Origin of the sequence: Xanthomonas euvesicatoria, from assembly GCF_013112235.1 — a bacterium.
GTDB classification, from domain to species: domain Bacteria; phylum Pseudomonadota; class Gammaproteobacteria; order Xanthomonadales; family Xanthomonadaceae; genus Xanthomonas; species Xanthomonas euvesicatoria.
In genome coordinates this window covers 4,810,673-4,822,821 of record NZ_JABFFS010000001.1, presented here as the reverse complement: position 1 = coordinate 4,822,821, position 12,149 = coordinate 4,810,673, and the positions used below count along the sequence as shown (strand labels likewise).

The window sequence follows — 12,149 nt, the reverse complement described above, 5'->3', positions numbered from 1 at the left end:
GGTAAACGGGCCTGGGGCTGAAGCGGCAGGCCCATCCGGTTCTGGCGCGCCGGCTCCGGCGCATGCTTGGGCGCGGGTCATCCGGGGATGACCGGGACAGCCAGGTGCGACATGCGGTCGCGCATCGGCCGCGACCATCGCCCCGGCCTGCGTGGCGGCTTACACTTCGAGGCATGCTGCGCTTGTCCCGTCGCCACCGGTTGTTGCCCCTGCTTGCCTGTCTGGCGGTGGTGCTGATGCTGGTCGCTCCGCTGATCAGCCGCTGGAGCCAGGCGCAGCCGATCGAGCCGATGTGCATGGGTGCTGCGGCACTGTCTGCAGAGCGCGCGCTGCATGCCGGTCATCGAACCCAGCCGCCCGGTCTGGCTGCGGACGCGCACTCCGGCGCCGTAGTGAACATGCCGCACGCCGGCACCCATGATGCAGCGACGCATGGCGAAGCCTGCGATTACTGCGTCCTGGCCGCACGCTTGCTGCCATTGCTCATCGTGGCGTTGCTGTGCCTGCTGCAACTGCGGCCGACGCCGGCTCCGGTGTTTACCCAGGCAAGCGCACGCTCGGTCTTTCGATGGGCCGCACTCGGCGCACGTGGACCACCATTGGGCGCATAAGGTGGCCCCTGTGCGGGCGTCCACGCAGCAAGGCCCCGTGCGCGCCTGAGGTTGTCGGCGCCCTGCCGGGCAGTGCGGGCGACTCGCTTCTTATCGAGTGATGCCGATGTGCGCCGCGATGGTGGCAGCGCACGGCTGTGCGGCCGTGCAGTCACGGCGAAGGGTTGGTCATGCGTTTGCGGTTGTTGAAAACGATGTGGTATGCGCCGTCGTTGGCGCTGGTGTGGGGGCCTGCATGCGATGTGCAGGCGCAAGACGCCGCACTCACGCTGGGCAAGGTGCAGGTGAGCGAACATGCGCAGCGCAGCCCGAGCACGGCACGCGTGCTGAGCTCGGTGGATGTGATCGGCGGCGAGCTGCTGCACGATCAACATGTGGACTACAGCTGGGAACTGCTGATGCGCGCGCCCGGGGTGCAGGTCACCCAGTTCCGCATGGGCACCGATGCGGGGCGCTTTTCGTTCCGCGGATTCAATGGCGAGGGGCGCATCAATGCGGTGAAGCTGCTGATCGACGGCATCCCCAGCAACGATAACGCCGGCGCCATGCCGTACCTGGACGCGGTGTTCCCGCAGGACATCAGCGCCATCGAGATCGTGCGCGGCACCAACGACGCGCGCTATGGCCTGAATGCCATTGCCGGCAGCGTGGACGTGCTCACCCGTACCGGCGGCAACGACGGCCGCTTGAGCGTGACGGCCGGCAGCTTCGATGCGCGCGAGGTGCAACTGAGCAAAGGTTTCGAACAGGGCGCCTGGAGCCAGAACTACGTGCTGGCCTGGCGCGACTCGGACGGGTATCGCGATCATGCCGACGCACGCAAGCGCAGCGTGGCGGGCAAGTGGTTCTACACCGACCCGGACGGCGCATTCCGCGCGGGGCTCACCACGCGGTACTACGACAACCATGCCTTGGAAGCCGGCTATCTGGATGCCGCCACCGCGCGTGCGGCGCCGCGCAGTTCGCCGGACTATGCGCAGAACGACCGAAGCGAGCGTCGTCTGCGCCAGACTGCGTTGCATGCGGACGGTGCGCTCGGTGAGCAGGCGCAATGGAGCGCCAAGGCCTACCAGAACGACTACCGCAACCAACGCTGGGTGCGGTTTTCTGCGGCCGGGCTGCAGCAGGAACGCGATACCGACGAAACCCATCGCGGGCTGCTGCTGCGTAGCAACTGGCAGCCGGACTGGGGTGCGCTGCAGGCCAACCTGGAAGCCGGGGTGGATGCGCAGTGGCAGGCCAACCAATCGCAGCGGTATCGCACGGTGGCCCGTGTGCGCGGGGCACAGCTGCGCGATTGGGACTACGACCTGCGCACGCGTGGCGCGTATGTGCAGGCGGTGCTGACCCCCATTGCGCGCCTGCAGCTGGTGCCGGGGTATCGCATCGATCGTGTCGATGGACAGCTGCACGACGTGCTGGCCGGCAGCATTGCGCCGGTCTACGACTACGGCACCATCAAGCAACCCAAGTTCAGTGCGAGCTACCGCGTGGGCGAGCAGAGCAGCGTGTATGCGAACTGGGGGCGCACCTTCCAGATCGGCAGCGGCGATGGCGCCTACCGTCGCCAGCCCGGCAACCTCGGGCCCTCGATCAACGACGGTTGGGAGACCGGCTTCAAGTTCGCGCCGTCGTCCCTGCTGGATGGGCGCCTGGCGTATTGGGAGCAGCGCGCATCCGGGGAGGTGGCGACCGTTCTCGGCGTCAATGGCGTGGTCGGCATCGGCGATGTGGCCAATGTCGGCCGTACGCTGCGGCGCGGCTGGGATGCGCAGCTCAACCTGCAGCCGGCCGAGCATTGGCGTGCATGGGTTTCGTATTCGCGGCAGAAGGCCAGCATCGTCACGCCCGATCCGAGCGCCCCGGCCACGCGCGGCAAGGAGATCGAAAACGTGCCGCACTGGTTGGCCACCGCCGGGCTGGAGTGGCAGGTCAGTTCGTCGGTGCAGGTGAGCGCCTGGGGCAACGCACAAGGCGATTACTACCTGGAACGCACCAACACGTTGGGCCGCACCGGTGGCTACGCCTTGCTCAACCTGGGCGCGCGCTGGGCGGTGGACGCGCGCAATGCGCTCAGCCTGCAGCTACGCAATGTCACCGATCGCGCGTATGTGTACGCCTGGTACGACAGCAGCAGCTCCGGTTACTCGCCCGGCGATGGGCGTGCGTTGTCGGTGTCGTGGGATTGGAGCTTCTGATGCATGCAACGATTGACCACGGTGGCGTGGACGAGTCGCGCCAAGCCAGCCGCTGGCGCTTCTATCGCGCGGTGTGGCGTTGGCATTTTTATGCCGGGCTGCTTGTGCTGCCTTTCATCATCTGGCTGGCGGTGACCGGGGCTGCGTTCCTGTACCAGGACGCCATCGACCGCAGCGTGCACCACGGGTTGAAGGTGGTGCCGGTAGGCGATGCGCGCCTGCCCGCGCAGCAGTTGGTTGCCGCTGCACAAGGGCGCTATGGCGGCCGCTTGTTCGTGTACACCACGCCCAAACGCGCCGATGCGAGCGCGGAGATCGGGTTGGTGGATGCGCACGGCGTGCGGCAGGTGGTGTATGTCGATCCGTACAGTGCACGGGTGTTGGGCGCCTTGCCCGAGCACGGCACGCTCAGCTGGACCATCCGCCGGCTGCATAGTCTTGCGCTGGTGGGGCCATATGCCCGCGGCCTGATCGAAATGGCCGGCGGATGGGCCATCGTGCTGGTGCTCACGGGCGTGTATCTGTGGTGGCCGCGCGGGCGACGCGGCGGCGTGATCAGCGTGCGCGGCAAGTCGACACAGCGGCTGTTCTGGCGCGACCTGCACGCAGTGACCGGTGCCGGGGTTGGTGCGATCCTGCTGTTCCTGGCGCTGACCGGCATGCCGTGGTCGTGGCTGTGGGGTGCGCAGGTCAATCGCTGGGTCAATGGGCATGATTTCGGCTATCCCGCCGGGCTGCGCGTGCAGCAGCCGATGTCGCAGCAGCGCTTGACCGACAGCGGCGAGCCGGCATGGTCGTTGCGGCAGGCGCGCCTGCCGGAATCTGTGGTGCCTGCACAGCCAACTGGCGCGGTGGATGAGCACGCGCATGGCGAGCACGCACGTGCGTTGCAGGTGGGCGACGAGCATCCCGAGCGTTCCCGGCAGGGAGCGCTCCCGACAAGCGCAGCGCATGCAGGCCATGAAGAACACGCAGGGCACTTGGCCCAGGCGGAGCACGCGGCCCACCACGCGCATTCGGCAGACAACGCGCATGCCGATCACGGCGATTCCGCTGGATTCGCTGCGCCAGGACGCGGCGCGATCGGTCTGGATGCAGCGATGGCGCGTTTCGAGGCCCGCGGCATCCAGCCGGGATATAGCGTGGCGCCGCCGCGTGGTGCGACCGGGGTCTATACCGCGTCGGTGTACCCGGCCGATCTGCAGCGGCAGCGCGTGATCCACCTGGATCAATACAGCGGTGCGGTGCTGCTGGACATGCGTTACCGCGACTACGGGCCGCTGGCCAAGCTGCTGGAATGGGGCATCAACGTGCACCTGGGGCAGCAATACGGCACTGCCAACCAGTTGATCCTGTTGTTCGCCTGCATCGCCATTGTGCTGTTGTGCGTCAGCGCGGCGGTGATGTGGTGGAAGCGCCGCCCCAGCGGGGGCCTGGGTGTACCGCCGTTGCCGGCCGACCCGCGCACGCTACGCGGCTTGATGGTGCTGCTGGTGCTGTGCGGGCTGATCTTTCCGCTGGTCGGCCTGTCGTTGTTGCTGATGTGGGCGTTCGATCGTTACTGGATGCGGCGCACGCACGCCGGTGCCTCGGCGCGGTGACGGGCGCGTCGGTGCATGAGCACAGCGCGCAGTGCACCGCCGCTGCATCCTGGATGCAGCCTGCCCATGCAACTGCAGCACATGCTGGTCAAGCGTCACCTGCACAAGTGCACGTGACCGCTGCCGCTAGATATCTTCGTGGATGCCGCACTCGCGTTTCAGGCCGAAGAAACGCGTGTCTTCCTCGCGCATGCCAGGCTCCCAGCGACGTGTGGTGTGGAAATCGCCGATGGACACGTAGCCTTGTTCCCAGAGCGGGTGATACGGCAGATCGTGTGCTTGCAGGTATTGCCACACATCGCGATCGGTCCAGTCGGCGATCGGGCTGATCTTGTAGCGCTCGCCGCGCTTCTGCACGATCGGCGTCTGCGCGCGGCCGCCGGACTGGCTGCGGCGCAGGCCGGTAAACCAGGTGCCTACCTCGAGTTCGTCCAGGGCGCGCCGCATCGGTTCGACCTTGCGCAGGTTGTTGTATTGGTCGATGCCGACCATGCCCTGTTCCCACAGGCGGCCGTGGCGCGCTTCCATCCAGGCGCGGCTGACCAGCGGGCGATATACCTTGAGGTTGAGCTTGAGTCGCTCGGTCAGGGCATCGGCGAAGCGGTAGGTTTCCGGAAACAGATATCCGGTGTCGATCAGGATCACCGGAATGTCGGGGCGTTGCTGACTGAGCAGATGCAAGGTGACGGCCGATTGCGCGCCGAAGCTGGACGACAAGGCCGCGTTCTGCGGGCCATGCTGCAGCGCCCAGGCCACGCGTTGGTCGGCGTGCAGCCCTTCCAGCTGCGCATTGAGCGCGTCCAGATCGTCGAACGCGGAAGAGGTAATCGATGCAGCAGGCAGCGCGGTCATGCGAGCAATTCCAGGTCGAGGCGACGGTGCGTGGGGTAGGGTGGCAACGCGATCACGCCGGCGCGATGCAGGAAATCGCCGAAGCCTTCATCGTTGGCGTGGTCGCCTTCGGAGGCATAGCGCGCCAGCAGCGGTTGCAATGCGGCCAGGATCTCCGGCTCGGTGATGTTTTCGCGATACAGCGTATTGAGGCGTTGGCCGCGGCGGTCGCCACCCAGCATCAGGTTGTAGCGCCCGGGGGCCTTGCCGACCAGCGCCATTTCGGCCAAATACGGGCGCGAGCAGCCGTTCGGGCAGCCGGACACGCGCAGCACGATCGGCGTGTCGGCCAGTCCGTGTTGTTGCAGCAGCGGCTGCAGCGCGGCGCTGAAATCGGGCAGGTAGCGTTCGGCCTCGGCCATCGCCAGGCCGCAGGTGGGCAGCGCCACGCAGGCCATTGCGCCGCGCGCCAGGGCGGTGGCGGCGCGGTTGCCGGCATCCAGCGCGTACTGCGCCACCAGCGCGTCGACGCGTGCGCGCTCGCTGGCCGGTACGCCGGCGATCACCAGGTTCTGGTTGGGCGTCATGCGGAATTCGCCGACGTTCAACTGCGCGATTGCGCGCAACCCGCTCAGATGCGCAGCGGTGTCGGTGTCGGCAATGCGGCCGGCCGGCAAGGAGAGGGTCAGGTGCCATCGCCCGTCTTCGCCTTCGACCCAGCCATAGCGGTCGCCGTTGTGGTCGAACGCGAACGGCTGCGCCGGTTGCAATGCGAAGCCGGCGCGGCGCGCGATTTCGGCCACGATGGTGTCCAGGCCGTGGTCGTCGATGGTGTATTTGAAGCGTGCGCGCTTGCGCACCGCCCGGTTGCCGAAGTCGCGCTGCGTGGTGACCACGGCCGTGGCGATATCGAGCAACTGGTCGCGGGTGACGAAGCCGATCACGTTGGCGACCCGCGGCCAGGTCTCGGCATCGCCGTGCGAGGCGCCCATGCCGCCACCGATGCTGACGTTGTAGCCCAGCAATTGCCCATCGCGCAGGATGGCGATGAAGCCCAGATCGTTGGCGAAGACGTCCACATCGTTGAGCGGCGGTGCGGCGAAACCGATCTTGAACTTGCGTGGCAGATACCGCTCGCCATAGATCGGCTCCTCCTCGCTGCCGGAGCCGGACACGCGCTCTTCGTCCAGCCAGATTTCGTAGTACGCCCGCGTGTTGGGCAGCAGGTGCTCGGACACGCGCGCCGCATCGGCATACAGCGTGGCATGCGCCTGCGACAGCAGTGGATTTGCGGCCACCTGCACGTTGCGATTCACATCGCCGCAGGCGGCCAGCGTATCGATCAAGGTGGCATTGATGGCCTGCATGGTGGCCTTCAATTCGCGCTTGATCACGCCATGGAACTGGAAGGCCTGGCGCGTGGTGACGCGCAGCGAATGATTGGCATAACGGGTGGCGATGCCATCCAGTGCCAGCCACTGCGTGGGCGTGATCACTCCGCCCGGCGTGCGCGTGCGGATCATGAACTGGTACGCCGGCTCCAGCTTCTGCCGCCGCCGCTCATCGCGGATGTCGCGGTCGTCCTGCTGGTAGCTGCCGTGGTACTTGATCAGCGTCTGATCGTCCTCACGCAACGCCCCGGTCACCGCATCGGCCAGGCTCTGCTGCAACGATCCACGCAGACGGCGGCTTTCGGATTTGATGTCTTCGACGGAGTGGCTCATGGGAATCGGGAATGGGGAGTGGGGAATCGTGAAATGCGGCGCAGTTGGTCGGAACACCTCGGACATGGGCTGTTCCCATTCCCGATTCTCCACTCCCGATTCCCGGCACTAATACACATCCCGCGCATAGCGCCCCTCCACCTGCAATTGGGTGAGATACGCGGCGGCGGTCTCGGCATCCAGGGCGCCGTGAGTGGCGACGATGTCGAGCAGGGCGGCGTGCACGTCCTTGCCCATGCGGGTGGCGCCGCACACATACACGTGCGCGCCGCCTTGCAGCCAGGCATGGACCTCGGCGCCACGCGCGCGCAGGCGGTGTTGCACGTAGAGCTTTTCGGCCTGGTCGCGCGAGAACGCCAGGTCCAGCGCGTGCAACTCGCCGCGTTGCAGGGCCAGCTGCCATTCGGCCTGGTACAGGAAATCGGTATTGAAATGCTGGGCGCCGAAGAACAACCAGTTACGGCCCTTGGCGCCGGTTTCCGCACGCTCCTGCACGAAGCCGCGGAACGGTGCCACGCCGGTGCCCGGGCCGATCATCAGGATGTCGCGATCGGTATCGGCCGGCACGCGGAAGCGGTGGTTGGGTTCGATGTACACCGGCGCAGTGTCGCCTTCGGCAAGCGCGGCCAGAAAGCCGCTGGCCGAACCCAGATGCGCATGCCCATGCGCCTGGTAGGCGACCTCGTCCACCGCCAGATGCACCTCATCGCCCACGCGCTTGCGGCTGGAGGCGATGGAATACAGCCGCGGGGTGAGCGGACGCAGCGCGGCGAGCAGGCCGGCGTGGTCCCAATCCGCCGGCCAGCGGCGCAGCACGTCGATCACCTGATGATCGGCGAGCAGCGACGCCAGGCCGGCAGTCTGGGTGGGGGCGAGCAGCGCTTGCAGTTCTTGCGCGCCTGCGCGCTCGGCATGTGCGGTGAGAAACGGCCGCGACAGCTTGGTCAGTTCGCGCTGGGTGGCGAGCCATGCATGCACTGCCAGTGTCTGCTCGCCGACGGTGACGACGGCGTTGCCGTCCAACCGCAATGTCTGCAGCACCGCATCGACCAACGCAGGCGGATTGCGGTGGCGGATGCCCAGCGCATCGCCCGGCTCATAGCTCAGGCCACTGCCTTCCAACGAAAATTCCAGATGCCGCACGCGCTTGCCGGGGACCGCGTAGACGCGAAATCCCGGGCCCTTGAAATCGCGTCCGCTGATGATCTGATTGGACAACAGCTCGGCGGCGAACGGCTGCTGCTGCGACCACACCGGCGTGGCCGGGGTGCTGCGCAGTGGCGTGACCGTGGCCGAGTGCAGGCCGCCCTTGAGTTGCTCGCGCGCATGCGTGAGCGCCTGCGCGCGCCACGGCACGGCGACGCTGTCGATGTCCAGATCGGCTTCGCCGCGCGGCTGCACGCGGCGGCCGCCCAGTTCGGCCAGGCGCTCGTCGATGCGTCGGGCGATACCGCAAAAATCGGCATAACTGGAATCGCCCAGCCCCAGCACTGCGTACTTGAGCTCGGGCAGCTTGGGCGCGCGACGGCTGGTCAGGAATTCCACCAGGCCGATCGCATCGTCTGGCGGGTCACCTTCGCCCTGGGTGCTGATCACCACATACAACAGCCGCTCACTGGCCAGCTCGCGGGTGGGGTAGGCGTCGGCGCGCAACAGGCGCACGCTCAGACCTGCGGCTTCGGCCTCGGCGGCCAGGTGCTCTGCCTGGCGACGCGCGTTGCCGGTCTGGCTGCCGTACACCACGGTCAGGCGCTGGCCGTCCAGGGCGATTGCCTGTGCTTGTCCGCCCGGCAACACGGCCAGCGCGCGCGGCGGATGGCCCTGCGCCAGCCCGGCGGTGTAACCGGACAGCCACCACAGCGATGCGGTATCCAGGCCGTCGACCAACCGGTCCAGCAGCGCCTTGCGCTCGTCGGGCAAGGGGCTGGGCGGTAGCGCGGAACTGGCGGCGGTCATTCGGATCCGGGGGATTTGATGAGAGGGACGATGTTAGGGAAGCGTTGCGCCCACCAGAAAGGAATTGCCGTTATCGCGTTATGCCGGGCGCTTATTTCGCGCAGTCATCGGGGCGGCACACACTGCAGCGCCTTGCCCTACCATCGGCTGGTCTGCCCGCCGACACCCACGACATTCCGATGACCCTGCCGCCGCTGTCCCATCTCGACCGGCTCGAAGCCGAAAGCATCCACATCCTGCGCGAAGTCGCCGCCGAGTTCCGGGCTCCGGTGATGCTGTATTCGGTGGGCAAGGACAGTTCGGTGCTGCTGCACCTGCTGCTCAAGGCGTTCGCGCCATCGCGGCCGCCGATCCCGCTGCTGCATATCGATACACGCTGGAAGTTCCGCGAAATGATCGCCTTCCGCGACCGCCGCGCGGCCGAGACCGGCGTGGACCTGCGCGTGCACATCAACCCCGACGGCGTTGCGCAGGACGTTGGCCCGATCAGCCACGGTGCCGCCGTGCACACCGACATCATGAAAACCCAGGGCCTGAAGCAGGCCCTGGAGCACGGCGGCTTCGATGCGGCGATCGGTGGGGCACGCCGCGACGAAGAGAAATCGCGCGCCAAGGAGCGCGTCTTTTCGTTTCGTACCGCACGCCACCGCTGGGACCCGAAGAACCAGCGCCCGGAGTTGTGGAATCTGTACAACGCGCGCACCGGTCCGGGCGAAAGCGTGCGCGTGTTTCCGCTCTCCAACTGGACCGAGCTGGACATCTGGCTGTACATCTACCGTGAGAAGATTCCGGTGGTGCCGCTGTACTTCGCCGCCCCGCGCCCGGTGGTGGAGCGCGATGGTGCCTGGATCATGGTCGACGACGCGCGCCTGCCGCTGCGCCCGGGCGAAACCCCGCAACTGCGCTCGGTGCGCTTCCGTACGCTGGGCTGCTACCCGCTCACCGGCGCCATCGACTCCGATGCCGACACGCTGGAAGCGGTCATCGCCGAAATGCTGGTCAGCACCAGCTCCGAGCGCCAGGGCCGCATGATCGACCACGCCCCGGGCGCATCGATGGAACAGAAGAAGCTTGAGGGATATTTCTGATGGGCAGTGAATGGGGAATGGAGAATGGGGAATCGCAACAGCGGTTGCCGGAAGACGTCACGTTGGCGGAGAACGCTTTTGCGATTCCCGATTCCCGACTCCCGATTCCCGGCACCATCGGCGCCTACCTCCAGCAACACGAATCCAAGCCGCTGCTGCGCTTCATCACCTGCGGCAGCGTGGACGACGGCAAGAGCACGCTGATCGGGCGGTTGCTCTACGACAGCAAGCGCTTGTTCGACGATCAGCTTGCCGCGCTGGAAAGCGATAGCCGACGGCATGGCACCCAGGGCGGGGGCATCGACTATGCCCTGCTGATGGACGGGCTGGCGGCCGAACGCGAGCAGGGCATCACCATCGATGTGGCCTACCGCTATTTCGATACCGACCGGCGGAAATTCATCGTGGCCGATTGCCCCGGGCACGAGCAGTACACGCGCAACATGGCCACCGGTGCGTCGACCGCCGATGTGGCGGTGGTGCTGGTGGATGCACGCAAGGGCCTGCTGACGCAGACCCGCAGGCATAGCTACATCGTGTCGTTGCTGGGCATCCGGCATGTGGTGCTGGCGGTCAACAAGATGGACCTGGTGGACTACGACGCGCAGGTGTTCGCCGACATCGCAGAAGGCTACGCCGCACTTGCCGCGCAGCTGGGCATCGCCCAGGTGCAGTGCATTCCGCTGTCGGCGCTGGCGGGCGAAAATCTGTCCAGCGCTTCGACGCAGATGCCGTGGTACGGCGGCCCGCATCTGCTGCAGCACCTGGACACCGTGCAGTTGGAGTCGCCGGACGCTGGTAGCGGCCTGCGCCTGCCGGTGCAATGGGTTAACCGCCCCAACGCGCAGTTCCGTGGCTATGCGGGCACGATTGCCGCCGGCCAGGTGCGTGCGGGCGATGCGGTGGTGGTCGTGCCGTCCGGGCGCCGCACGCAGGTGGCAAGCGTGCGCGATGCCAACGGCGAGGTCGACAGCGCACGCGCCGGACAGGCAGTGACGCTGACCTTGCGCGATGAGATCGACATCAGCCGTGGCGACATCATTGCCGCCGTCGACGACCCGCCGGAGGTGGCCGACCAGTTCGCCGCGCATCTGCTGTGGATGGACGATGCTGCGTTGCTGCCCGGCCGCCCGTACTGGCTCAAGATCGGCACCCGCACCGTGACCGTGAGCATCAGCGAGATCAAGCACAAGGTCGATGTGAACACGCAGGAGCGGCTGGCCGCCAAGCGCCTGGAACTCAACGAGGTGGGTTACTGCAACCTGGCACTGGACGAACCGATCGCGTTCTCGCCTTACGCGCGCAACCGCGTGCTCGGCGGATTCATCCTGATCGACCGCCAAAGCAATGCCACCGTGGCCGCCGGCACGCTGGAATTCGCGTTGCGCCGCGCCGGCAACGTGCACTGGCAGCATCTGGACGTGGATCGCAGCGCACGTGCGCGCATCAAGGGCCAAGCGCCATGCGTGCTGTGGTTTACCGGGCTGTCGGGGGCCGGCAAGTCCACGGTCGCCAACCTGGTCGACAAGCGCCTGCACGCGCTGGGCTATCACACCTTCATCCTGGACGGCGACAACGTGCGCCACGGGCTCAACCGCGACCTGGGCTTCACCGACGAAGACCGCGTGGAAAACATCCGTCGCGTGGCCGAAGTGGCCCGGCTGATGGCCGATGCCGGCCTGATCGTGCTGGTGAGTTTCATTTCGCCATTCCGTGCCGAGCGGCAGCTGGCGCGCGAACGCTTCGACCAGGGCGAGTTCGTCGAGGTCTTCGTGGACGTGCCGCTGGCCGTTGCCGAAGCGCGCGATGTGAAAGGGCTGTACCGCAAGGCGCGCGCCGGGCAGATTCCCAATTTCACCGGGATCGACTCGCCGTACGAGGCACCCCAGAACCCGGAGATCCATCTTCACGCCGATGGTGAGAATGTGGAGGCGCTGGCGCACCATGTGCTCGAATATCTGGGGCTGGAACGCTAAGCGCGGCTAGTAAAACTCCTGCGCAGCCGCCAGGCGGGCGCGGCCGGTGCTCGGAATCGGCATGTGCCACTCGTACACTCCGGTTCTGAGTGCGCCGTCCGCACCCACCTGACTGCTCGCTACGTTTTGTTCGCCGCTCTAAGGGCGGCGAACACGACAGGGCA

8 protein-coding genes and 1 other RNA gene are annotated in these 12,149 nt (G+C 66.8%); 6 read left to right on the top strand and 3 right to left on the bottom strand.

Annotated elements, in window-relative coordinates; translation table 11 throughout:
- Positions 1 to 173: 173 nt before the first annotated feature.
- From HLH45_RS20555 to HLH45_RS20545, 3 genes are all read left to right on the top strand, one after another.
- The gene (locus HLH45_RS20555; RefSeq protein ID WP_008574685.1) at positions 174 to 611 is read left to right on the top strand and encodes a DUF2946 family protein; all 438 of its coding nucleotides are present in this window, start codon (positions 174 to 176) and stop codon (positions 609 to 611) included.
- Between the two features lie 194 nt (positions 612 to 805).
- A complete protein-coding gene (locus HLH45_RS20550) occupies positions 806 to 2,809 on the top strand; it encodes a TonB-dependent receptor (protein ID WP_046932534.1) in 2,004 nt (667 codons plus the stop codon).
- Positions 2,809 to 4,410 carry a PepSY-associated TM helix domain-containing protein gene (locus HLH45_RS20545; RefSeq protein WP_008571175.1) on the top strand — a complete coding sequence of 534 codons (1,602 nt, stop codon included), beginning with the start codon at positions 2,809 to 2,811 and terminating at the stop codon, positions 4,408 to 4,410. The genes HLH45_RS20550 and HLH45_RS20545 overlap by 1 nt, the downstream gene beginning before the upstream one ends.
- Before the next feature lie 126 nt (positions 4,411 to 4,536).
- Here HLH45_RS20545 and HLH45_RS20540 read toward each other — a convergent pair whose 3' ends face one another.
- From HLH45_RS20540 to HLH45_RS20530, 3 genes are all read right to left on the bottom strand, one after another.
- A complete protein-coding gene (locus HLH45_RS20540; protein ID WP_008571174.1) occupies positions 4,537 to 5,262 on the bottom strand; it encodes a phosphoadenylyl-sulfate reductase in 726 nt (241 codons plus the stop codon).
- Positions 5,259 to 6,965 carry an assimilatory sulfite reductase (NADPH) hemoprotein subunit gene (gene cysI, locus HLH45_RS20535; RefSeq protein ID WP_029820156.1) on the bottom strand — a complete coding sequence of 569 codons (1,707 nt, stop codon included), beginning with the start codon at positions 6,963 to 6,965 and terminating at the stop codon, positions 5,259 to 5,261. The genes HLH45_RS20540 and cysI overlap by 4 nt, the downstream gene beginning before the upstream one ends.
- Before the next feature lie 108 nt (positions 6,966 to 7,073).
- The gene (locus HLH45_RS20530) at positions 7,074 to 8,921 is read right to left on the bottom strand and encodes an assimilatory sulfite reductase (NADPH) flavoprotein subunit (RefSeq protein ID WP_008574498.1); all 1,848 of its coding nucleotides are present in this window, start codon (positions 8,919 to 8,921) and stop codon (positions 7,074 to 7,076) included.
- A gap of 179 nt (positions 8,922 to 9,100) precedes the next feature.
- Here HLH45_RS20530 and cysD point away from each other — a divergent pair, with 179 nt between their 5' ends.
- The 3 genes from cysD (at position 9,101) to HLH45_RS20515 (ending at position 12,120) form a co-directional block, all read left to right on the top strand.
- Positions 9,101 to 10,009, top strand: a complete 909-nt coding sequence (gene cysD, locus HLH45_RS20525) for a sulfate adenylyltransferase subunit CysD (RefSeq protein ID WP_011348410.1) — start codon at positions 9,101 to 9,103, stop codon at positions 10,007 to 10,009.
- A gap of 17 nt (positions 10,010 to 10,026) precedes the next feature.
- Complete coding sequence (gene cysN / locus HLH45_RS20520; protein ID WP_372387513.1) at positions 10,027 to 11,985, top strand: sulfate adenylyltransferase subunit CysN; 1,959 nt, start codon at positions 10,027 to 10,029, stop codon at positions 11,983 to 11,985.
- Positions 11,986 to 12,046: 61 nt separating this feature from the next.
- Positions 12,047 to 12,120: non-coding RNA, sX9 sRNA (locus tag HLH45_RS20515), on the top strand.
- Positions 12,121 to 12,149 lie beyond the last annotated feature (29 nt).

Excerpts from the sequence above, each read along its gene's own strand:
- HLH45_RS20555 (WP_008574685.1), top strand. The coding sequence starts at position 174 with ATGCTGCGCTTGTCCCGTCGCCACCGGTTGTTGCCCCTGCTTGCCTGT.
- HLH45_RS20550 (WP_046932534.1), top strand. The coding sequence starts at position 806 with ATGTGGTATGCGCCGTCGTTGGCGCTGGTGTGGGGGCCTGCATGCGAT.
- HLH45_RS20545 (WP_008571175.1), top strand. The coding sequence starts at position 2,809 with ATGCATGCAACGATTGACCACGGTGGCGTGGACGAGTCGCGCCAAGCC.
- HLH45_RS20540 (WP_008571174.1), bottom strand. The coding sequence starts at position 5,262 with ATGACCGCGCTGCCTGCTGCATCGATTACCTCTTCCGCGTTCGACGAT.
- cysI (WP_029820156.1), bottom strand. The coding sequence starts at position 6,965 with ATGAGCCACTCCGTCGAAGACATCAAATCCGAAAGCCGCCGTCTGCGT.
- HLH45_RS20530 (WP_008574498.1), bottom strand. The coding sequence starts at position 8,921 with ATGACCGCCGCCAGTTCCGCGCTACCGCCCAGCCCCTTGCCCGACGAG.
- cysD (WP_011348410.1), top strand. The coding sequence starts at position 9,101 with ATGACCCTGCCGCCGCTGTCCCATCTCGACCGGCTCGAAGCCGAAAGC.
- cysN (WP_372387513.1), top strand. The coding sequence starts at position 10,027 with ATGGAGAATGGGGAATCGCAACAGCGGTTGCCGGAAGACGTCACGTTG.